Here is a 21,144-nt window from a genome sequence, read left to right on the forward strand (position 1 = left end):
AGGCGATAGACAATGACCGAACAGACCACCGAAACCGCCCTGTCCTCCGACCCGACGGAAGTCCGCCGCCAGAAACTCGCACTGCTGCGCGAGCAGGTCGGCGACGTCTATCCGGCGCATTTCCATCGCACGATGACCAATGCGGAATTCGCCGAGAAATATGCGGGCCTGGAACTCGACGAAACGTCTGACGACATCATCACGGTTGCCGGTCGCGTCTATTCCTCGCGCAATTCCGGCATGTTCATGGATATCCACGACGCCTCGGGCAAGATCCAGATCTTCTCCCACAAGGACACGACGCCTGAAGGCGCCCGCGCGCTGCTGCCGATGATCGACCTCGGTGACATCATCGGCGTCACCGGCCAGGTGCGTCGCACGAAGCGTGGCGAACTGACGATCAACGCCCATGAAATCACCATGCTGACCAAGACACTTCTGCCTATGCCGGAGAAGTATCACGGCCTCGCCGACATCGAGCTGCGCTACCGCAAGCGCCATCTCGATATCCTCACCAACGAGGAGTCGAAGCTCCGCTTCCAGCAGCGCTCGAAGATCGTCTCCGGCATTCGCCGCTTCATGGAGGCCGAAGGCTTCCTCGAAGTCGAGACGCCGATGTTGCAGACCGTTTATGGCGGCGCGACCGCCGAGCCCTTCAAGACGCACCACAACACGCTGAAGATGGACATGTACCTGCGCATCGCGCCGGAATTGTTCCTGAAGCGTACGCTGGTCTCCGGCCTTGCCGACAAGGTATTCGAGGTCAACCGCAACTTCCGCAACGAAGGTGTGTCGACCCGCCACAATCCCGAATTCACCATGATGGAATGCTATTGGGCCTATGCCGACTACGAGGACATCATGGGCCTGGTCGAGCGCATGTTCGAGACGCTCGCCATCGCGATCCACGGAACGACCGACCTCACTTTCGGTGACAAGCAGATCTCCTTCAAGGGCCCGTTCCAGCGCGTTCCCATGCCGGACGCCGTCAAGCAAGCAACCGGCATCGACTTCCTCGCGATGAAGACCGACGAGGAAGCGCGCACCGCCGCCAAGGCCGCCGGCTTTGCCGTCGAGAAGGACTGGACCTGGGGCGAATGCCTCGCCTTCATCTTCGAGGAAAAGGTCGAGGGCACGCTGATCCAGCCGAGCCACGTCACGCATTTCCCCAAGGACATCTCGCCCTTTGCCAAGGAAGTTCCCGGCGAGCCGCGCCTTGTCGAGCGTTTCGAGACCTATTGCAACGCCTGGGAAGTCGGCAATGCCTTCTCCGAGCTCAACGACCCGGAAGAACAGCGCAAGCGCATGGTCGAGCAGCTCGAACAAGCCCATTCGCGCGGCGAAAAAGACAAGCAACTCGACGAAGAGTTCCTCGACGCGATCGACCAGGGCATGCCGCCGGCCGGTGGCCTCGGCATCGGCGTCGACCGCCTGATCATGCTTTTGACCAACGCGCCCTCGATCCGAGACATCATTCTATTCCCGGCGCGACGCAACAAGGCCGACTGAGCAAGACCGCCATTCAGAGCATACGAAAGCCCCGTCCGCATGGCCGGGGCTTTTGTGTTTCATGACAACCGGACTGCCCTTGGCTGTCACTCATCGGGCAGATCATGTCCTGCCGCAATGATCAGTGATCAGCCTTTGCGTGCTCGTCGCCCTTGGCGTTAGCCTTGGGCGGCAGAATGGCTTCGTCCTCGGCAGGCGCGGCATGCTGCTGAACGACTGGCGCGACCGGTTTCGCAACGTGCTGCTCGCCGACAGGCACATGATCGGTTGCGCCACCATGCTCCTCAGCCTTGGCCGGCGCAGCTGCCGCTCCCGCAGCATCGGGCGAAATCGGTTGCGCCCGCATCTGCTCGAGCCAGGCGGCGCCATGGTCGGTGCTTGCGCCAGCATCTGCGCCTTGTGGATCCTCGGTCTTGGCAACAACATCCTCGGCAACGGCCTCTTCCTCGGAAGCTCCCAACCCGACCATGCCCTTCAACGAATCCAGCCAGCCCCCTTGAGAAGCAGGGGCCTCTTCGGTTGTGGGTTCATGCCCCACAGCCTTCTCGACAGCGGCGCCATGCTCGACGGCGGCATCATGGCCGGCGGCTTCGACGCCCGCGACCGGTTCTTCTGCGGCCTCATGCGCTGCCTGTTGTTCGCCAAGCTCGCCATGCTCGGATGACTCGGCATGCGTGGCCACGGCCACCGCTTCCTTGCCATGAGCCTTTTCCGGAGCTGCGTGATCCATCGCGGGCTCGGTCCGACCATCGCCATGCGCCACGGCCGCAGGCTCGACATGTTCTTCGGCCGGCGCATCGTGGCCATCGGCGACAGCGCCGTGACCATCCGCCGGCGCGTCACTGCCGCCAAGGCCGACCATGCCCATCACCGACGCCATCCAGCCCATGCTTTCCTCCGCGCCATGTTCGGCAACGGGCGTATCCTCGCCATGCTCGCCGGCAGGTGCATCGCCGTGTCCTTCGGCCGGCGCTTCGCCGTGGCCGTCGGCCGGGGCGCCGTGACCGTCGCCTTCGGCCGCCTTCTCACCATGGCCTGCCGCCGGCGCACCATGTCCGCCACCTTCAGGCACGGCCACGTCCGCCTTCATGCAATCAGCCTGGTCGTTCAGCTTGGCGACGAGACCTTCGATATCGGCTTCGAGCATGTCGATCCGGTCACCGAAGAACTGGCCGTTCGGCGCGGCAAGACCATCGACGTAGCGCGCGGTGAAGACCCGCGCAGAGACTTCCTCAGGCACGTGGGCGGGGTCTGGAACATAGACGACATCTGCACCGACGGCGCGACCGCGCATGCCGGACCGATCCTTCGGACCATTCGCGTCCAGCACGACGACCTGCACCAGATCGGCTTTCTTCGTTTCCTGCACCGCCTTTGCCACGCGCAGCGCCGTCTTGACGCGCGCCAGACCATCGCCGGGTTCATCGGTGGTGACGAATGTTCGAACCCAGAACCGGTCCTTCTTGTGAATCTCGACCGAAGTGACCTCGGTGCATTCGAGCCCGTTGAGCTCCGCATAGGACGGCCCGAGCAGTTTGTCCGCACCGATATAGACGGCAGCCGCACCCGTGCCACCGAGGGTCACGAGAACCCCGCCCAAAACCAGCATGAGCTTTCGTGAAAGGTGGATCTTCGGCACCTTCACGCTTGGAACTCCGCCATGACACCGCCCCGACTGTTTACGCAATACTGAGAGCCACCATACGTCCCTCTCCTTGCGGAACCTTTAACCGGGCATTTCCAGTTCCGGCACAGCCAGTTTGGCAGCAGTTTTTGCAAATGATTTGCAAGAGCATTGACATCAGCAAGAAGCGCTATAGATTTTAATGCGAATGACTTGCAAGAACAGGAATGAACATGGTGTCGAAGCTAGCCTGCCGTCTATTCGCCCTGGCGCTCCTGCTGCCGGGGGTGGCCTTTGCCGACGACAAACCCAAGGTCGTCACGACCTTCACCGTGATTGCAGATATCGCCCGGAATGTCGCAGGCGATGCCGCGACCATTGAAAGCATCACCAAGCCCGGCGCCGAAATTCACGGCTATCAGCCGACACCGCGCGACATATTGAAGGCCCGAGACGCCGATCTCGTCCTGCGCAATGGATTGAACCTCGAAGCCTGGTTCGAAAAGTTCCTCGTCAATCTCGGCGATGTTCCGACCGTGACCGTAAGCGACGGCGTCGAGCCGATGGGCATTGCCGGCGGCGCCTATGAAGGCAAGCCCAATCCGCATGCCTGGATGTCACCGGCAAATGCACTCGTCTATGTCGAGAACATCCGCAAGGCGCTGACAGATCTCGACCCCGCCAACGCGGCGATCTACGAGGCCAATGCCCGCACCTATTCGCAGCAGATCAGCGCCGAAATCGAACCGATGAAGGCCGAAATCGCCAGGATCCCGGAGGACGAGCGCTTCCTCGTGACCAGCGAAGGCGCTTTCTCCTATCTCGCCCGCGACCTCGGCATGAAGGAACTCTATCTCTGGCCGATCAATGCCGACAGCCAGGGCACGCCCCAGCAGGTTAAGGCGGTGGTCGACCAGGTGATCGAAAACAAGATCCCCGTCGTATTCTCGGAAAGCACTGTCTCCGACAAACCGGCCAGACAGGTCGCGGCCGAAACCGGCGCCCGCTATGGCGGCGTCCTCTATGTGGACTCGCTGAGCGAGGCGGACGGTCTGGTCCCGACCTATCTGGATCTCCTGAAGGTGACGGTTTCGACCATCGTGAAGGGATTTGCCGGATGATTATGGGTTCGGGCGCAAGACGCAACCGCGAAGGGATCGCCGCAGAAGATGTGACGGTCACCTATCGCAATGGCCACACGGCGCTTCGCCATGCGAGCTTTTCCATTCCGCCCGGAACCATCACTGCGCTGGTCGGCGTCAACGGCGCCGGCAAATCCACCCTGTTCAAGGCGATCATGGGCTTTGTGCCCGTCGCCGCGGGCGAAATCCGTGTGCTCGGCATGAGCGTACGAGAAGCCCTGCGCAAGAACCTCGTCGCCTACGTACCCCAGGCGGAAGAGGTCGACTGGAACTTCCCCGTCCTCGTCGAAGACGTCGTGATGATGGGCCGCTACGGCCACATGAATTTTCTGCGCATCCCCTCGAAACGCGATCACCAGCTGGTCAACGAGGCGCTTGCCCGCGTCGGCATGAGCGACTACCGCAAACGCCAGATCGGCGAACTCTCCGGCGGCCAGCGCAAGCGCGTCTTCCTGGCCCGCGCGCTCGCCCAGGAAGGACAGGTCATCCTGCTCGACGAACCCTTCACCGGCGTTGATGTCACCACCGAGGATCAGATCATCGGCCTGATGAAGGACCTGCGCGCCGAGGGGCGCGTCATGCTGGTCTCCACCCACAACCTCGGCAGCGTGCCCGACTTCTGCGACCGCACCATCTTCGTCAAGGGCACGGTCATCGCCTCGGGCAAGACCGAGGACATCTTCACCGAAGACAACCTCCAGACCGCATTCGGCGGCGCGCTGCGCCACTTCGTGCTCTCGGGCACCGACCTGCACGAGGATGAAGACGGCCGCGAGGTGAAGGTCATCACCGACGACGAACGCCCCTTCGTCATCTATGGCACGCCGAAACAGGGAGCCGCCGATGTTCGCGACCCTGATTGAACCCTTCACCTATGACTACATGCGCAACGCCATCCTGGTCAGCGCGCTGGTCGGCGGGGTCTGTGGCTTCCTCTCGGCCTATCTGATGCTGAAAGGCTGGTCGCTGATCGGTGATGCGCTCTCCCATGCCATCGTGCCAGGCGTTGCCGGCGCCTACATGTTCGGTCTGCCCTTCGCCTTCGGCGCCTTCCTCTCCGGCGGTCTGGCAGCGCTTGCCATCCTCTTCCTCAACCAGCGCACCAAGCTGAAGGAAGACGCGATCATCGGCCTGATCTTCACCTCCTTCTTTGGTCTCGGCCTTTTCATGGTCTCGATCTCGCCCGTCTCGATCGACATCAAGACCATCGTGCTCGGCAATATCCTTGCCATCACGCCTGCCGACACGCTGCAGCTGATCCTGATCGGCGGCGTCAGCCTGCTGGTGCTGACCCTGAAATGGAAGGACCTGATGGTCACCTTCTTCGACGAGAACCATGCCCGCTCGATCGGCCTCAAGCCCGAGCGCCTGAAGGTGATCTTCTTCACCCTTCTCGCCGCCTCCACCGTCGCCGCCATGCAGACGGTCGGCGCCTTCCTCGTCATAGCCATGGTTGTTACACCCGGCGCCACTGCCTATCTGCTCACCGACCGCTTCCAGCGGCTCATCCTCATGGCGCTCGGTATTGGAGCCGGCACCAGCTTCATTGGCGCTTATGCAAGCTACTTTCTCGACGGCGCGACAGGCGGCATCATCGTCGTCCTGCAGACTGTCATCTTTCTTGCAGCTTTCCTTTTTGCTCCCAAACACGGCATGCTCGCAGCCCGCAGCCGCGCCCGCGAAGCACTGGAGCCCGTGCCGATGCCTCAAACGGCCGAGAACCATCGCATCGGTGAGGAGCGCCCGGCATGAGCGAAACCCTTGAACTCGCCATACTGCCGTTCCAGCTGCCCTTCATGCAGTCGGCCTTTGTCGTCACGCTTTTAATTGCGATCCCGATGGCCCTCCTCTCCTGCCTGCTGGTTCTGAAGGGCTGGTCGCTGATGGGTGACGCCGTCTCCCATGCCGTGCTGCCGGGCATCGTCATCGCCTACATCGCCGGCATCCCGCTCGCCATCGGGGCCTTCATCGCCGGTCTCGTCTGCGCGCTTCTGACCGGCTTCATCAAGGAGAACAGCCGTATCAAGGAAGATACCGTGCTCGGCATCGTCTTCTCCGGCATGTTCGGCCTCGGCCTCGTGCTCTACGTTCAGGTCGAAAGCTCCGTCCATCTCGACCATATCCTCTTCGGCGACATGCTCGGCCTCCTGCCCTGGGACGTGATCGAAACAGGCCTGATCGCGTTGCTCGCCACGCTGTTCCTGATCGTCCTGCGCAAGGATCTGCTTGTCCACGCCTTCGATCCCCAGCATGCGCAGGCCATCGGCCTCTCGGTGCGCCTGCTGCATTACGGCCAGCTTGCCGTGCTCTCGCTCGTCGTCGTCGGCGCCCTGAAGGCTGTCGGCATCATCCTCTCCGTCGCGATGCTCGTCGCCCCCGGCGCAATCGCCTTCCTGCTGACAAAGCGTTATGGGGCCATGCTGATCACCGCCGTGACGGTCGCGGTCGCGTCCTCTGTGGCTGGGATCTATGTGAGCTTCTTCATCGACAGCGCTCCCGCTCCGACGATCGTGCTCATCATGAGCGGTATCTTCATACTCGCCTTCTTCCGCACACTCTGGCAAGCCCGGCGCGTCAACCGCATCGCGGCAGCCGAAGTGGAGACCTGATCTTTCAGCGTTTGGCATGGATCAAGTCGGCATGCGCAATGACGGGCTAGGCTCGCCCCGTCAATGCGAGGATGGACGACCATGTCGACGATGAAACTGCTGCAGAAGCCCACCCGCCACTTGTTTTTCACCGGCAAGGGTGGCGTCGGTAAAACCTCGCTCAGCTGCGCAACCGCAATTGCGCTCGCCGATCATGGCCTGAAGATCCTGCTCGTCAGCACCGATCCCGCCTCCAATCTCGACGAAATGCTCGGCGTGACGCTGGGCAGCGTTCCCGGCCCCGTGCCAGCGGTGCCGGGTCTGTTCGCCATGAACATTGATCCCGAGGCGGCCGCAGAGGACTATCGCCAACGCGTTCTCGGGCAGATGGGGCCGGACACCACCGACAAGGATCGGGCCACCGTGCGCGAACAGCTCTCCGGCGCCTGCACCACAGAGATCGCCGCTTTCGACGAATTTGTCGGCCTGCTGGCCGATGACGATCCCCGCTTCGACCACATCATCTTCGACACGGCCCCGACCGGCCACACCCTGCGGCTCCTCAGCCTGCCCAAGGCCTGGACCGGTTTTCTCGAGGCCAACGAACGTGGCGCCTCCTGTCTTGGGCCGCATTCCGGACTGAAGATGCAGGAGGAGCGCTTCCGCACGGCGCTCGAATGTCTCGGTGATCCCGCCCGAACAACCATCGTGCTCGTGACCCGCGCCGATCGCGGCGCGATACGCGAGGCCGCCAGAACCGCCGGAGAACTCTCCGAGCTTGGCCTCTCCAACCAGATGCTCGCCGTCAACGGGCGCTTCACGCCGACCGATCCGAATGATCAAGTGGCCGAAGCCTTCGCGGCAGAACAGACCAAGGCGCTGGCGGACCTCCCTCCTGCCCTGGCATCGCTCCCCCGCGACGAGGTTGCCCTCAAGCCCTTCGATATGGTAGGGCTCGATGCCCTGCGCGGGCTCCTGTCGGACACCGCCGTCAAACTTGCCGCTGACCCCGCCGACGACATCTTTGAAATCACCGACCTTCCCGGTCTGCCGACGCTGGTCGATGAAATCGCGGCAAGCGGCAAGGGTCTCGTCATGGTCATGGGCAAGGGCGGCGTCGGAAAGACCACTGTCGCTGCCGCCGTCGCCGTCGGGCTCGCCGCCCGTGGCCACACCGTCCACCTCACCACGACAGACCCGGCGGCCCACCTCTCCTTCGTTGTCGGCGCAGGCGCCATGCCCGGCTTGACCGTTGACCGCATCGATCCCGAGGCAGAGACGGCCCGCTACATCGACAAGATCATGTCGACCAAGGGCCGCGATCTCGATGACGCCGGCCAAGCCTTGCTCCGTGAGGATCTTGCCTCGCCCTGCACCGAGGAAGTCGCCGTCTTCCACGCCTTCTCCCGCGTCGTTGGTGAAGCCCGATCGAGCTTCGTCGTTATCGACACGGCGCCCACCGGCCACACGCTGCTGCTGCTCGATGCAACCGGCGCCTATCACCGCCAGATGACACGCCATCTCGATGACACCGCCCCCGGACGCATGGTGACCCCCCTGATGCGCCTGCAGGATCCCGCCTTTACACGGGTGCTGCTCGTTACACTGCCAGAGACGACACCGGTCTCGGAAGCATCGGCCTTGCAGGACGATCTGCGCCGTGCCGGTATTGCGCCCTATGGCTGGGTGATCAACAAGTCGATGGCAATCACCGGCACCCGCGATCCGCTTCTGCGCGCCCGCATCCGGGGAGAGAAGGCCCAGATCGAAAGGGTCAAACGTGATTGCGCGAGCCGGGTCTACGGGCTGGATTTCCGGGCTGTTGCACCAGTGGGGCTGGACGAATTGCGAAAGGTCTCGGATGACTGAGGGGCGCTCTGGCGTCAGTCTCCACCAAGTCAGACCCGCCCCACTTCCTCCGCCCGCCGCGCGCGGCGCGACACGACCCATTCCCGCCAGACGGTAAACAGCCCGGCGCCGACAACGATGACGGCGCCAACCACTGTGTTCCACCGCAGGACCTCGCCGAACACCGTTACCGCTATCATAGCTCCGAGCACGAGCTGCCAGTAGGAGATCGGCTGGACGATCACGGCATCCAGTTCCTCATACGCCTTGATGAGCGCCATATGCCCGATGATAGCGGTACAGCAGAGGCCGATCATCAAGCCCCAGCCGGTGGGCGAAAACGGCGTCCAGAAAAAAGGGCCGAGCAGGCTCGACCCGATGAAACCGACAATCGCAATGTAGAAGAAGCTGGTCGACGGCTGGTCGTCACGACTGACGAGCCGCGTGGCAATCCCGTAGACCGCGCCCAGCACGGCACAGACCAGCGGCAGCCAGATATAGGAATTGAACCCGTCGCCACTGGGCGCCAGCATGATCACCACGCCCACGAGGCCGAACAGGATTGCCGTCCATCGCCGCCAGCCGACCTTTTCGCCGAGAATCGGCATGGAGAGAAGCGCCACGAAAATCGGCCCGGCCGCAAAAATCGCCTGGCTCTGGGCAAGCCCCACCTGTGTGAAGGCGACGATCGAGATCAGGATCTGCGAAAACAACATGAGCCCGCGCAGGATCTGCAGAAAAGGCCGCTTGGTATTGACGGCTGCCTGCAATCCGCCGTTCGACCGCATAGCAAGAACAACTGCGAAGGCGACAAAGGCCCAGTAGCGCACCATCGCCACCTGCACGGGTGAGTGCGTTTCCCCCAAATGTTTGGACAGGCCGTCCTGCGTGGCGAAGACGGAAAAGGCAAGGAAGGTGAAGAGGTAACCGAGCGGCGTCGATTTCATGGGTAATGGAAGCTTTGCACGAGGAGGGATCCGTGGGCGAACCAACGGCGCGGGCAAGGTGATCCTACACCCTCGACACACTTTGACCAGTGTAGTTTTGCATAGCTGCCCAGTAACCTGACAACCTCTTCACCACCGGCCTGCCGACCGCCTTGCCTCGGGACGGGTGCCGTGCTTCAAAAGGCCATGGCCTTCACCCTCCGTCAGTTGCAGTATTTTGTCGCCGTCGCCGAACAGGGATCGGTGACCCGTGCTGCCCAGAACCTGTCGATTTCCCAGTCCTCGGTTACCGAGGCGATCAAGGAACTGGAGGGCGATCTCGGCGTCGAACTCTTCGAGCGCCATCCGCGCGGCCTGACCATCACCTATAACGGTCACCAGTTCCTCCGCCACGCGACGAAGATCCTCGCGGATGTCTCCGATGCGCGAAACGTTTTCACCGAGACCCAGAACAGCACTGGCGGCACGCTCAACATCGGCGTCACCTCGCTCGTCGCCGGTTACGTGCTGTCTGATCTGCTCGCACGATACCGCCGCGCCTGCCCAGGCGTGGAAGTCTCGGCCTTGGAGGACAACGGCTCCTATCTGGAACACCTGCTGATCGGCGGCGAACTCGATGTCGCCGTCATGGTGATCTCCAACCTGCGCGACCGCATGGCGCTGCAGGCCGAAATCCTGGAAACCTCGCCCTACCGCCTCTGGCTCCCCATCGGCCATCCGCTCGTGTCCGCCGACATCATCTCGATTGCCGACATCACCAAGGAGCCGCTGATCATGCTGACAGTGGACGAAATCGAGGAGAATACCGGAAAGCTGCTCTCGGCGCTCGGCGCCCGCCCGCATGTCGCCTTTCGCACCCGCTCGGTGGAAGCTGTCCGCAGCCTCGTCGCCACCGGCGCCGGCGTGGCCCTCCTGCCGGACCTCGTCTACCGCCCCTGGTCGCTGGAAGGCGACCGCATCGAAAGCCGCGATGTGTCAGGCTCGCTTCCCGTGGTGCAGGTCGGCATGGTCTGGCGCAAGGGCTCCAGCCTGCCGCAATCGGCACGGGATTTCGTCGGCATTGCCGAGGCGAGCCGGAGTGGAAGAGTGAGGTGAGGTATTCACCCCCATTGTGACGAACCCGGCTGAAGTGCCCCAGCCATCGGAAAAACCGATACCGCCATTCTGCCGAATGAATTTGCGAATGCGGTAAATTCGCGGCAATTTTCTCGTGGGAACAAATGGCCGCGAAAACGCGACCCTCGCAAACCGGGAGACCTCACGATGAAGTCGTTATTGAAATCCTGCACCGTCCTTGCCTCCGTATTGAGTTTGACCACCGTTACCGTCGCACAGGAGCCGCTGAAGGAACTGGGTCCGGGCGAAGGCGCCCTCTCCATCGTCGCATGGGCCGGCTATATCGAGCGCGGCGAAACCGACAAGAATTTCGACTGGGTCACCGATTTCGAGAAGAAGACCGGCTGCATGGTTTCGGTGAAGACCGCCGCCACCTCGGATGAAATGGTCGCCCTGATGAACGAAGGCGGCTTCGACCTCGTGACCGCCTCGGGCGATGCTTCGCTGCGCCTCGTCGCCGGCAAGCGCGTCCAGCCGATCAACACCGCCCTCATCCCCTCCTGGAGCACGATCGACGAGCGCCTGCAGAATGCTCCCTGGCACACCAAGGACGGCGTGCACTACGGCACGCCCTATGTCTGGGGCCCGAATGTACTCATGTACAACACCAAGGCTTTCGGCGACAAAGCCCCCGACAGCTGGAATGTCGTCTTTGAAGAAATGACGCTCGCCGACGGCCAGTCGAACAAGGGCCGTGTCCAGGCCTATGACGGCCCGATCCATGTGGCGGACGCTGCCAACTACCTGATGTTCCACAAGCCGGAACTCGGCATCAAGGATCCCTTCGAGCTGAACGAAGACCAGTACAAGGCGGCCCTTGACCTGCTGCGTGGCCAGCGCCAGCTCGTCAGCCGCTACTGGCACGATGCCTTCATCCAGATCGACGACTTCAAGAACGAAGGCGTGGTCGCTTCCGGCTCCTGGCCGTTCCAGGTCAACCTCCTCAAGGCCGATCAGCCGATCGCCTCGGTCTTCCCGAAGGAAGGTGTCACCGGCTGGGCCGACACAACCATGCTGCATGCCGAGAGCGAGCACCCGAACTGCGCCTATATGTGGATGGAGCATTCGCTCTCGCCCAAGGTCCAGGGCGACGTCTCCGCCTGGTTCGGCACGGTTCCCTCGGTTCCCGCCGCCTGCAAGGGCAATGCCCTGCTGACCGACGACGGCTGCAAGACCAATGGCTTTGAGAACTTCGAGCAGATCAGGTTCTGGAAGACCCCGGTCTCCAAATGCGAAAGCCAGGACGAATGCGTCCCCTACCACCGCTGGGTCTCCGACTATATCGGCGTGATCGGCGGACGGTAACATCCCGCCTCCCCCTTGAAGGGGGGAGGTCGCGCGGAACGCGCGGGTCGGGGTGATCAACAGCCTGATGTGACGCTGGTGGTTACCCCAGCCCGGACCTTCGGTCCGACCCTCCCCTCACGGGGAGGGTGAAGACCAACGCTGGCCTTTTGCCGGCACTCATGGAAATTCTGGAGCCCTTGATGTCCGCAGCCGTCTCCTTCTCGAAGGTCTCGCGCCATTTCGGCAGCGTGAAAGCCGTCGATGCCGTCGACCTGACCGTCGAGCCCGGCGAGTTCTTCGCCATGCTCGGCCCCTCCGGCTCGGGTAAGACGACCTGCCTGCGCCTGATTGCCGGCTTCGAACAACCGACGACAGGCCATATCGAGATCTTCGGCGAAACCGCCGAAGGCGTGCCGCCCTATCGCCGCAACGTCAACACGGTCTTCCAGGACTATGCCCTCTTCCCGCATCTCAACATCCTCGACAATGTTGCCTATGGCCTGATGGTCAAGGGCGTGGCCAGGGCCGAGCGCCACCGTGAGGCCGAACAGGCGCTCGACATGGTCAAGCTCCCGGGCTACGGCACCCGAAAACCCGGCCAGCTCTCGGGTGGCCAGCGCCAGCGCGTGGCCCTTGCCCGCGCCCTCGTCAACAAGCCGAAGGTTCTCCTGCTCGACGAGCCGCTCGGCGCGCTCGACCTGAAGCTGCGCGAGCAGATGCAGGAGGAGCTGAAAAGCCTTCAGCGCTCGCTCGGCATCACCTTCGTCTTCGTCACCCACGACCAGGGCGAGGCCCTGTCCATGGCCGACCGCGTCGCCGTCTTCAACGATGGCAGGATCATTCAGGCCGGCACACCACACGAAATCTACAACCGCCCCCGCACCCGCTTTGTTGCGGATTTCGTCGGCTCCTCGAATGTGATTGCACCGGACGCAATGAAGGCACTGGGTGGCGAGGCCCGCTGGACAAGCTTGCGCCCTGAAGCCATCCGCATCGTCTCTGAAGGCGGCGTCGAGGCGACCGTCCGCTCGGCCAGCTTCCTTGGCGCCTCCACCAAACTCTTCGTCGAAACGGCGGTGACAGCCCTGACGATCTCCCTGCCTGCCGGCCAGTCCGCGCCGCAAGCTGGCGAAAGCATCCGCATTGCCTGGCTCCCTACCGACCTGCATTACATGGAGGCCGGCACATGACGGCAATCTCCTCAACCGCCATCACCCATGGCCGTCAGGGCCTGATGGCGCGGCTCTCGGATCAGCTCTGGCGGCGGCCCAACCTGCTGCTGGTCCTGATGCTGGTGCCGCCCCTGCTCTGGCTCGGCATCATCTATGTCGGCTCTCTGCTCGCACTCCTGTTGCAGAGCTTCTTCTCGATCGATGAGTTTTCAGGGCTGATCAACTACGAATTCACGTTTTCGACCTATGGCGAACTCCTTCGCCCTGCCAATTTCGACATCATCCTGCGTACGCTTCTGATGTCGGCCGCCGTGACGCTCGCCTCTGCCGTCATCGCCTTCCCCATCGCCTATTACGCCGCGCGGTATGCGAAGGGCCGCTGGAAGGCTGTCTTCTATCTCGGTATCATGCTGCCCCTCTGGTCGAGCTACCTCGTCAAGGTCTATGCCTGGAAGCTGATCCTCGCCAAGGAAGGCATCCTCACCTGGATCTTCGCCAAGCTGCACCTCACCTGGCTGCTCGACGGACTGCTCGCCATCCCCGTTATCGGCGGCAATTCGCTGTCGATCAGCTATCTCGGCACCTTCATCGTCTTTGTCTATGTCTGGCTGCCCTTCATGATCCTGCCCACCCAGGCAGCCCTGGAACGTGTGCCGGGCAACCTGATCGAAGCATCAGGCGATCTTGGTGCAGATTCCCGCCAGACCTTCCGCCATGTGCTCTTTCCGCTGGCGCTGCCAGGCATTGTCGCGGGCTCGATCTTCACCTTCTCGCTGACCATGGGCGATTACATCATCCCGCAGATCGTCGGCACCTCGCGCCTCTTCATCGGCCAGGCTGTCTATGCCCAGCAGGGGACCGCCGGCAATATCCCGCTCGCCGCTGCCTTCTCGGTCGTTCCGATCGTCATCATGGGCATTTACCTCACCATTGCCAAACGCATGGGGGCCTTCGATGCGCTCTGACCGCTCCCAGTCCGCAGGCCTGTCGCTGAAACTCGCGGCCGGCGCCGGCCTCGCCTTCCTGCACCTGCCGATCCTCCTGATTTTCGTCTATGCCTTTACCACCGAGGAAAAGAGCTTCCAGTGGCCGCCGCCGGGCTTCACCACGAAGTGGTTCGCCGTCGCCTGGAACCGCCCGGATATTTGGGAAGCGTTGATGCTTTCGGTGAAGGTCGCGAGCATCGCCACCGTCATTGCCATGGTACTCGGCACGCTCGCAGCCGCCGCCGTCGCCCGCACCAAGTTCTTTGGCCGCGAAGTGGTCTCGCTGCTCGTGATCCTGCCCATTGCGCTTCCCGGCATCATCACAGGCATCGCGCTGCGCTCTGCCTTTTCGCTGGCGGATATCCCTTTCTCCTTCTGGACGATCATCCTCGGCCACGCGACCTTCTGCGTCGTCGTCGTCTACAACAACGCCGTCGCCCGCTTTCGCCGCACCTCCGGTTCACTGATCGAGGCCTCGATGGATCTCGGCGCCGACGGCTTCCAGACCTTCCGCCATGTAATCCTGCCGAACATTGCAACAGCCCTTCTCGCCGGCGGCATGCTTGCTTTCGCCCTGTCCTTCGACGAGGTCATCGTCACCACCTTTACCGCCGGCCAGCAATCGACCCTGCCGATCTGGATGCTGGAAGAACTGATCCGCCCACGCCAGCGCCCCGTCACCAATGTCGTGGCGATGATCGTCGTGATTGTCACCTTCCTGCCGATCCTGGCCGCCTATTATCTGACTCGCGATACTGACCAGATCGCGGGCAGCGGCAAATGATAAACCACCGGCACCGAGCCGCTTCCAACGCCCGGTCTCGCAATTGAAGTCTGATAAAAGGGAGAACGACATGGACACCCAGATGCTGATCGGCGCCAAGTTCGAAGCCGGCACAGAGACGGACGAAAAGATCCTGAACCCCAAGACCGGCGACACCATCGTCGATCTCCCGGAAGCCTCGCTCGCCCAGGTCGAGGCGGCCGTCGATGCCGCCGAAGGCGCATTCGTTTCATGGTCGCAGACGACACCCTCCCAGCGCGCCGGTTACCTGCTCGCCATTGCCGATGCGATCGAAAAGGATGCCGCCGGTTTCGCCGCGCTCGAAAGCCTGAACTGCGGCAAGCCGATCAACGCCGTCCTGAACGATGAAATCCCGGCAATCGTCGATTGCTACCGCTTCTTCGCCGGCGCGATCCGCACCTTGCAGGCGCCGGTGTCAGGTGAATACCTGCCTGGCTTTACCTCGATGATCCGCCGAGATGCCGTCGGCGTCATCGGCTCGATCGCACCCTGGAACTACCCGTTGATGATGATGGCCTGGAAGCTGGCACCCGCGCTTGCCGGTGGCAACACCATCGTCTTCAAGCCCTCCGAGCAGACGCCACTGACGGCCCTGAAGCTCGCCAAGGTCATGGCCGACATCCTGCCGGAAGGCGTGGTCAATGTCATACTCGGCCGCGGCGAAAGTGTCGGCAATGCACTGATCAACAACCCGAAAATCCAGATGCTGTCGATCACCGGCGATATCGCCACCGGCAAGAAGGTGATGACGGCAGCCGCCAAGACGGTGAAGCGCACCCACCTCGAACTCGGCGGCAAGGCGCCCGTCATCGTTCATGACGACGCCGATATCGATGCCGTCGTCCAGGCCATCCGCACCTTCGGATTTTATAATGCCGGCCAGGACTGCACCGCTGCCTGCCGTATCTATGCGGCCGACAAGATCTACGACCGTTTCGTCGCCGATCTCGCGAGCGCCGTCTCCACGATCAAGTTCAATCAGGCCGATGATGCCGAAAACGAAATTGGGCCGCTGATCTCCAAGCGTCAGCGCGACCGCGTCGAAAGCTTCGTCACACGGGCTGCCGAACACAAGCACATGGAGGTCGTCACCGGCGGCAAGCTCGGTTCCGACAAGGGTTTCTTCTACACGCCCACCGTCATCGCCGGCGCCAGCCAGGACGACGAGATCGTTCGCCGCGAAGTCTTCGGTCCCGTGGTTTCCGTGACCCGCTTCACCGAGGCCGAACAGGCCGTCGCCTGGGCCAATGATAGCGATTACGGCCTTGCGTCTTCCGTCTGGACCAAGGACATCTCCCGCGCTATGCAGACCGCCGCCAAGCTCCGCTATGGCTGCACCTGGGTCAACACCCACTTCATGCTCTGCAACGAAATGCCCCATGGCGGCATGAAGCAGTCGGGTTATGGCAAGGACATGTCGGTCTATGCGCTGGAAGATTATACGACCGTGCGCCATGTGATGATCGCGCACTAAGTTCCGTGGGGGCCTGCGGGGCGAGAAGGGTGGGGTTTCCGATTGCGAAATCCTGCCCTTCAACGGCGCGGTTTACCCTGACATGGCAAATCGGTGGCGGGGACAAAACGCCGCCGATATAATGGCGCTCCAAATCAGGAGCTATGTATGCGCCATCAGATAACCTTGAAGATCCTGACAGCCATCATCGGGATCGCCAGCGCAAGCATCGTTGCTCATGCCCAGCAACCGCAAGTCATCCCCGCCCCCGACATTGACGGCGGCGGGACCTTGATGGACACCTATCTCTGGCATGTCCGCGGCTTGCCCCCCGGTCAGCGCCTCGCCGTCCATTCCGGCGCCGGTCCGAACTTCCGCGTCATCCATGCACTCGACGAGGGCGAGCCGATCGAGCGACTGTCCTGCAGAGACAGCCGTGGCGGCTATTGGTGCCGTGTCGCGACCGTCGAACTTCCCCGTATCTCGGGCTGGGTCGACGGCCGCTTCCTGCTCGAGGAGGCAGGCTTTGCACCGCCGGACGACATGCGCAATCCCTCGTTCGAGCCGGAAATCATCATCGATCCCTTCCCGAGGCCGAGAAGGCCCTGAGCCATCCGGCTCCGCTTCAATCCTCCTCCCGCCCCTCGCCGGGCCGATCTCGCTCATGCCGCCGTTCCACCGGGAACTCCGGCAACCAGCTCTCCCGTCGGATCGTCCAGAGCTCGTAGCTCGGCCGGAATTGATTGACGGCGTCGAGAGCCCCGAGATGAAGCTCCACCTCTGCACCGTTGCGATTGAAAACCCGCGACCCGCAGGTCGGGCAGAAGTAGCGGCCCTCATACATCTGCGCCTCACCCGTGATCCTCACATGCGTGTCCGGATAGATCGCCGCAGCGTAGAAAAGGGCGCCGTGATACTTCCGGCAATCGAGGCAATGGCAGATGCCGACACGATCCGGCTCGCCGTCTGCCTCGAACCGCACCTTGCCGCAAACGCAACCGCCTGTGATGTTCGCCATCTCCTCCCTCCGTCTCTGCTCGCCGCACAAGAAATGGCCGCAGCTTTCGCCACGGCCATCATCAAACTCGAAATTGACGGATCGGTTGCCTGATCAGGCAGCCAGCGCCTTTGCGATCTGGCCGCGCAGGGTTCCGAGATCCTTGGCGAAGCCGCGAATGCCTTCGGAAAGCTTTTCGGTCGCCATGGCATCTTCGTTCATCGCCCAGCGGAAGGCCTTCTCGTCGAGCGAGACCAGCGGCTCTGCCTTTGCCTTTTCCGGCGAAAGCACACGCGGCAGGTTACCATCGGTCGCGTTCAGCTCGTCGAGCAGCTGCGGGCTGATCGTCAACCGGTCGCAACCGGCCAGCGCCTCGATTTCGCCGGCATTGCGGAAGGAGGCGCCCATGACGATCGTGTTGATGCCATTCGCCTTGTAATAATCATAGATGGCGCGCACCGACACCACGCCCGGATCGGTTTCCGACGTGTAGTTTTCGCCCGTCGACTTCTTGTACCAGTCGAGGATGCGGCCGACGAAGGGCGAGATGAGAAACACCTTGGCCTCGGCGCAGGCAATCGCCTGGGCCTTGGAGAAGAGCAGCGTCAGATTGCAATCGATGCCTTCCTTCTGCAGCACTTCGGCGGCGCGAATGCCTTCCCAGGTGGAGGCGAGCTTGATCAGGATGCGATCCTTCTCGATGCCACGCTCCTTGTAGCCGGCGACGATCTGGTGCGCCTTGTCGATCGACGCCTGCGTGTCGAAGGAAAGGTCGGCATCGACTTCGGTCGACACGCGGCCCGGAACGAGCTCGGCCAGGGCCGCACCGACGGAGATGGCCATGCGGTCGGCAATCGCGCCGATCACGGCCTCGTCCTGGCCACCCTTGGCCTTGCCCCAGGTGATCGCTTCCTCAAAGGCATCCTTGAAGGCGTCGGTGCCGAGCGCCTTCAGAACGATCGAGGGGTTGGTGGTGCAATCGACCGGCTTCAGGCGGCGGACGGCCTCGATATCGCCGGTATCGGCGACCACGGTTGTCATGGAACGAAGCTGTTCGAGTTTCGAGGTCATCGGGTCATCCTTCGGCTGCGCGGAAAGCGTTGGAGACCGGCATCCGGATGTCGGTCTCGTTGCCCGGACTATCACCGTCAGAAGATGGCAAAGTCAAGACATATGTCCTTTGAATTTGACATAAGTATCATTGAAACGGATAGTGGCGCCTGGAACTTCCCGATACGAGAGAGATCTTGGCCAAGCTCCGACGCGACACCCATTCGAGTACGACGGATGCAGCCGCGCTGCGCATCCGCGCCGCCTGGCTCTATTACAACGAGGGCCTGACACAAAAGGACGTGGCCGATCGGCTCGGCGTCAGCCGCTCGACGGTCATCCGCATGCTGGACGAAGCGCGAAAGCGCGCCGAGGTACAGATCTGGATCAGCGATGGTGTCGCCGATTGTGTGGACCTCGCCGTCCGGCTGGAAAAGGCCTATGGCCTCGACGAGGCGGTTGTCGTGCCGTCGCCCGCCACGGAAGACGCCGCCTCGATCGCCAAGGCCGTCGGACTGGCACTGGGGCAATTTCTTGCGGAGGTCATCACCAATGACATGACGATCGGCGTCGGCTGGGGCCGCACCATGACCGCCTCGCTCGCCGCCTTCCGGTCGCCCGCCCGGGAGAACTGCAAGGTGGTCTCGCTGCTCGGCGGCATCGTCGCGGTGCGCCAGACAAACCCGATCGACTATACCTGGCGGCTGGCGAGCCAGCTCGGCGCCGAATGCTACATGTTCCTGGCACCACTTCTCGTCGATTCCGTCGCCACGAAACGCGCCTTGATCGAAGATTGCGGACTGAAGGCGATTTACGACCTCGCCGAAAATCTCGACCTCGCCATCGTGTCTTGCGGAGATATCGGCCCGCATTCCACCTCGCTCTCCGAAGGCTTCATCAGCCACCAGACGCTGTTGGAACTAGTCGACGCCGGCTGCGTCTGCGACACGATGTTCAATTTCCTCGACGCGGACGGGAACTCGGTCGCCCATCCGATCAACGAGCGGGTCATGTCGGTCGATTTGGACACGCTGAAAAAGGCCAAGCACATCGTGCTGTCCTCAGGCGGCGCCCATCGCGCCAAGGCCATCAGGGCGACGATCCGGCGGATCGGCTGTAACACGCTGATCACCGATGAGGCGGCGGCGCGGGAGTTGCTGGGGTTGGCGGCGGAGTAAGTCACCCACTCGCCACCGAAGCTGCGTGGCAGATGTCGCTCCACCTCCATCGCATCATGCAGGATGGCGCGCACGATCGCGGCTGTGGCGTAGATGGTAGATTGAATCTCAGGCCCAAGCTCAGGCCGTGGCATGACGCTATTTCGCCAGTTCGAGACGGCGAGATCCGAGACAGCAGTGACGCAGAAACTCGTAGCGGACTAGCGCGTCCCCGCCGAAGTCAGCATAGGTTCTGGTCAGGATATCGAGGATGTCGGCTCGCCTTCGGTCGAAAGCCGAACCTCAACCATCGTCCCCCAGCCGCTTGTCGGCCTGTCGGATGGCCTTCTCCTCAACGAGCCGAAGTCCTTCGCGAAGCACATCATCAGTATGATCGAAGCGAGCGGACTCGGCCAGACTGTCGATCCGGTGGCTGACGTCTTAGGCGAGTTCAACCGTGTTGCGCATGGCTCGTCCTCTCACAGAAGCAGCCATCAGAAAAGCGCTGCCCCTCACCCCTTCCCAGCCTCCCAGCCGAGCATCGCCCGCTTGCGCGTCAGCCCCCAGTGATAGCCAGTCAACGCGCCACTCTTGCCGAGCGCCCGGTGGCAGGGCACGACAAACGAGATCGGATTGCGGCCGACGGCAGCACCAACCGCGCGACTGGCAGTCGGCTGACCGATCTTCTGCGCGATGTCGGAATAGGTGACGGCCTTGCCAAGCGGGATCTGGAGAAGGCTTTCCCAGACGCGAATCTGGAAGTCGGAGCCGATCAGCACGACGCGCAAGGGTTCCTCAGCCGACCAGCGTTCCGGGTGGAAGACGCGCGCAGCATACGGTTCCGTCGCACGCACATCCTCGACATAGTGCGCATTCGGCCAGCGTTGCGCCATGTCGTCGAAACAGGCAACCTCGCCGCCCGCATCAGCAAAGGCAAGGCCGGCGAGACCGCGCTCCGTGATCATCACGAGCGCCAGCCCGAAAGGCGACGGGTGATAGCCATAGCGGATGGTGAGACCGGCGCCGCGCGCCTTCCATTCGCCGGGGCTCATCGCCTCATGCGTGACGAAGAGATCATGCAGCCGACCCGGCCCCGAAAGGCCCAACTCCAGCGATGTCTCGAGCAGCGGCAGTTCTTCCCGACCGAGCAGCCGCTTGGCATGGTCGAGCGTCACGGCCTGCAGGAAGGCCTTCGGGGAAAGGCCCGCCCAACGCGTGAATGTCTTTTGCAACTGGGTCGGTGATTGCCCCAGCCGTTCGGCGATCACCTCGAGCGCCGGCTGGCTCTGATAGTCGAGCGTCAGCATCTCGATCACCTGCCGAACGGCCTCATAATCAGAGCCGTCCGGCGTAACGTCGGTGCTGCGCGAAAGGTCGATCTGCTGGGCAAGCGTCATGGCGAAATCCTCAATCTCATCCGGACTTCACCACGGGACGGCATCCGATGCCACCCGTTTCTTGCA

The 21,144-nt window shown here is 62.5% G+C and carries 19 protein-coding genes; 14 read left to right on the top strand and 5 right to left on the bottom strand.

From position 1 onward, the window contains the following. Positions 1-12 precede the first annotated feature (12 nt). Positions 13-1,509, top strand: a complete 1,497-nt coding sequence (lysS, locus tag LJE98_RS08070; RefSeq protein ID WP_229574643.1) for a lysine--tRNA ligase — start codon at positions 13-15, stop codon at positions 1,507-1,509. A 121-nt stretch (positions 1,510-1,630) separates the two neighbouring features. Here the strand turns inward: lysS and LJE98_RS08075 are convergent, their stop codons facing one another. Then, positions 1,631-3,118 carry a hypothetical protein gene (locus LJE98_RS08075; RefSeq protein WP_229574644.1) on the bottom strand — a complete coding sequence of 496 codons (1,488 nt, stop codon included), beginning with the start codon at positions 3,116-3,118 and terminating at the stop codon, positions 1,631-1,633. A gap of 242 nt (positions 3,119-3,360) precedes the next feature. Between LJE98_RS08075 and LJE98_RS08080 the strand changes: the two genes are divergently transcribed. From LJE98_RS08080 to arsA, 5 genes are all read left to right on the top strand, one after another. Further along, on the top strand, positions 3,361-4,254 hold the full coding sequence (locus tag LJE98_RS08080) for a metal ABC transporter substrate-binding protein (protein WP_229574645.1): 894 nt from the start codon (positions 3,361-3,363) through the stop codon (positions 4,252-4,254). Further along, a complete protein-coding gene (locus LJE98_RS08085; RefSeq protein WP_420710109.1) occupies positions 4,251-5,138 on the top strand; it encodes a manganese/iron ABC transporter ATP-binding protein in 888 nt (295 codons plus the stop codon). Before LJE98_RS08080 ends, LJE98_RS08085 begins: the two co-directional genes overlap by 4 nt. Continuing rightward, positions 5,119-6,027 carry a metal ABC transporter permease gene (locus LJE98_RS08090; RefSeq protein ID WP_229574646.1) on the top strand — a complete coding sequence of 303 codons (909 nt, stop codon included), beginning with the start codon at positions 5,119-5,121 and terminating at the stop codon, positions 6,025-6,027. Before LJE98_RS08085 ends, LJE98_RS08090 begins: the two co-directional genes overlap by 20 nt. Continuing rightward, positions 6,024-6,884, top strand: a complete 861-nt coding sequence (locus LJE98_RS08095; protein WP_229574647.1) for a metal ABC transporter permease — start codon at positions 6,024-6,026, stop codon at positions 6,882-6,884. Before LJE98_RS08090 ends, LJE98_RS08095 begins: the two co-directional genes overlap by 4 nt. 90 nt (positions 6,885-6,974) lie before the next feature. After that, a complete protein-coding gene (gene arsA / locus LJE98_RS08100; protein ID WP_229574953.1) occupies positions 6,975-8,732 on the top strand; it encodes an arsenical pump-driving ATPase in 1,758 nt (585 codons plus the stop codon). Between the two features lie 29 nt (positions 8,733-8,761). Here arsA and LJE98_RS08105 read toward each other — a convergent pair whose 3' ends face one another. Continuing rightward, the gene (locus LJE98_RS08105) at positions 8,762-9,658 is read right to left on the bottom strand and encodes a DMT family transporter (protein ID WP_229574648.1); all 897 of its coding nucleotides are present in this window, start codon (positions 9,656-9,658) and stop codon (positions 8,762-8,764) included. A gap of 186 nt (positions 9,659-9,844) precedes the next feature. Between LJE98_RS08105 and LJE98_RS08110 the strand changes: the two genes are divergently transcribed. From LJE98_RS08110 to LJE98_RS08140, 7 genes are all read left to right on the top strand, one after another. Then, a complete protein-coding gene (locus tag LJE98_RS08110; RefSeq protein WP_229574954.1) occupies positions 9,845-10,753 on the top strand; it encodes a LysR substrate-binding domain-containing protein in 909 nt (302 codons plus the stop codon). Positions 10,754-10,921: 168 nt separating this feature from the next. Further along, positions 10,922-12,079, top strand: a complete 1,158-nt coding sequence (locus LJE98_RS08115; protein ID WP_229574649.1) for an ABC transporter substrate-binding protein — start codon at positions 10,922-10,924, stop codon at positions 12,077-12,079. Positions 12,080-12,261: 182 nt separating this feature from the next. Continuing rightward, positions 12,262-13,251, top strand: a complete 990-nt coding sequence (locus LJE98_RS08120) for an ABC transporter ATP-binding protein (protein ID WP_229574650.1) — start codon at positions 12,262-12,264, stop codon at positions 13,249-13,251. Further along, entirely contained in the window at positions 13,248-14,198 is a 951-nt protein-coding gene (locus tag LJE98_RS08125; RefSeq protein WP_229574651.1) for an ABC transporter permease, read from the top strand. Before LJE98_RS08120 ends, LJE98_RS08125 begins: the two co-directional genes overlap by 4 nt. Then, a complete protein-coding gene (locus tag LJE98_RS08130) occupies positions 14,188-15,003 on the top strand; it encodes an ABC transporter permease (protein WP_229574652.1) in 816 nt (271 codons plus the stop codon). Before LJE98_RS08125 ends, LJE98_RS08130 begins: the two co-directional genes overlap by 11 nt. A 70-nt stretch (positions 15,004-15,073) precedes the next feature. Then, positions 15,074-16,498, top strand: a complete 1,425-nt coding sequence (locus LJE98_RS08135) for a gamma-aminobutyraldehyde dehydrogenase (RefSeq protein WP_229574653.1) — start codon at positions 15,074-15,076, stop codon at positions 16,496-16,498. 147 nt (positions 16,499-16,645) lie between these two features. Beyond that, positions 16,646-17,086: an SH3 domain-containing protein gene (locus tag LJE98_RS08140; protein ID WP_229574654.1), complete on the top strand. Its 441-nt coding sequence runs from the start codon at positions 16,646-16,648 to the stop codon at positions 17,084-17,086. Positions 17,087-17,102: 16 nt separating this feature from the next. On the opposite strand, the gene LJE98_RS08145 is transcribed toward LJE98_RS08140, so the two are convergent. Further along, the gene (locus LJE98_RS08145; RefSeq protein WP_229574655.1) at positions 17,103-17,495 is read right to left on the bottom strand and encodes a GFA family protein; all 393 of its coding nucleotides are present in this window, start codon (positions 17,493-17,495) and stop codon (positions 17,103-17,105) included. Positions 17,496-17,588: 93 nt separating this feature from the next. Continuing rightward, positions 17,589-18,545: a transaldolase gene (gene tal / locus LJE98_RS08150; protein WP_229574656.1), complete on the bottom strand. Its 957-nt coding sequence runs from the start codon at positions 18,543-18,545 to the stop codon at positions 17,589-17,591. 176 nt (positions 18,546-18,721) lie between these two features. Between tal and LJE98_RS08155 the strand changes: the two genes are divergently transcribed. Further along, positions 18,722-19,702: a sugar-binding transcriptional regulator gene (locus LJE98_RS08155; protein WP_229574657.1), complete on the top strand. Its 981-nt coding sequence runs from the start codon at positions 18,722-18,724 to the stop codon at positions 19,700-19,702. 491 nt (positions 19,703-20,193) lie between these two features. On the opposite strand, the gene LJE98_RS08160 is transcribed toward LJE98_RS08155, so the two are convergent. Further along, on the bottom strand, positions 20,194-21,078 hold the full coding sequence (locus tag LJE98_RS08160) for a methylated-DNA--[protein]-cysteine S-methyltransferase (RefSeq protein ID WP_229574658.1): 885 nt from the start codon (positions 21,076-21,078) through the stop codon (positions 20,194-20,196). Positions 21,079-21,144: the final 66 nt, after the last annotated feature.

The organism is Rhizobium sp. 'Codium 1', from assembly GCF_020889605.1.
Taxonomy (GTDB): Bacteria; Pseudomonadota; Alphaproteobacteria; order Rhizobiales; family Rhizobiaceae; genus Allorhizobium; species Allorhizobium algae.

What these genes read in the sequence shown, in the direction of transcription:
- lysS (WP_229574643.1), top strand. Translation starts at nt 13, where the DNA reads ATGACCGAACAGACCACCGAAACCGCCCTGTCCTCCGACCCGACGGAA.
- LJE98_RS08075 (WP_229574644.1), bottom strand. Translation starts at nt 3,118, where the DNA reads ATGCTGGTTTTGGGCGGGGTTCTCGTGACCCTCGGTGGCACGGGTGCG.
- LJE98_RS08080 (WP_229574645.1), top strand. Translation starts at nt 3,361, where the DNA reads ATGAACATGGTGTCGAAGCTAGCCTGCCGTCTATTCGCCCTGGCGCTC.
- LJE98_RS08085 (WP_420710109.1), top strand. Translation starts at nt 4,251, where the DNA reads ATGATTATGGGTTCGGGCGCAAGACGCAACCGCGAAGGGATCGCCGCA.
- LJE98_RS08090 (WP_229574646.1), top strand. Translation starts at nt 5,119, where the DNA reads ATGTTCGCGACCCTGATTGAACCCTTCACCTATGACTACATGCGCAAC.
- LJE98_RS08095 (WP_229574647.1), top strand. Translation starts at nt 6,024, where the DNA reads ATGAGCGAAACCCTTGAACTCGCCATACTGCCGTTCCAGCTGCCCTTC.
- arsA (WP_229574953.1), top strand. Translation starts at nt 6,975, where the DNA reads ATGAAACTGCTGCAGAAGCCCACCCGCCACTTGTTTTTCACCGGCAAG.
- LJE98_RS08105 (WP_229574648.1), bottom strand. Translation starts at nt 9,658, where the DNA reads ATGAAATCGACGCCGCTCGGTTACCTCTTCACCTTCCTTGCCTTTTCC.
- LJE98_RS08110 (WP_229574954.1), top strand. Translation starts at nt 9,845, where the DNA reads ATGGCCTTCACCCTCCGTCAGTTGCAGTATTTTGTCGCCGTCGCCGAA.
- LJE98_RS08115 (WP_229574649.1), top strand. Translation starts at nt 10,922, where the DNA reads ATGAAGTCGTTATTGAAATCCTGCACCGTCCTTGCCTCCGTATTGAGT.
- LJE98_RS08120 (WP_229574650.1), top strand. Translation starts at nt 12,262, where the DNA reads ATGTCCGCAGCCGTCTCCTTCTCGAAGGTCTCGCGCCATTTCGGCAGC.
- LJE98_RS08125 (WP_229574651.1), top strand. Translation starts at nt 13,248, where the DNA reads ATGACGGCAATCTCCTCAACCGCCATCACCCATGGCCGTCAGGGCCTG.
- LJE98_RS08130 (WP_229574652.1), top strand. Translation starts at nt 14,188, where the DNA reads ATGCGCTCTGACCGCTCCCAGTCCGCAGGCCTGTCGCTGAAACTCGCG.
- LJE98_RS08135 (WP_229574653.1), top strand. Translation starts at nt 15,074, where the DNA reads ATGGACACCCAGATGCTGATCGGCGCCAAGTTCGAAGCCGGCACAGAG.
- LJE98_RS08140 (WP_229574654.1), top strand. Translation starts at nt 16,646, where the DNA reads ATGCGCCATCAGATAACCTTGAAGATCCTGACAGCCATCATCGGGATC.
- LJE98_RS08145 (WP_229574655.1), bottom strand. Translation starts at nt 17,495, where the DNA reads ATGGCGAACATCACAGGCGGTTGCGTTTGCGGCAAGGTGCGGTTCGAG.
- tal (WP_229574656.1), bottom strand. Translation starts at nt 18,545, where the DNA reads ATGACCTCGAAACTCGAACAGCTTCGTTCCATGACAACCGTGGTCGCC.
- LJE98_RS08160 (WP_229574658.1), bottom strand. Translation starts at nt 21,078, where the DNA reads ATGACGCTTGCCCAGCAGATCGACCTTTCGCGCAGCACCGACGTTACG.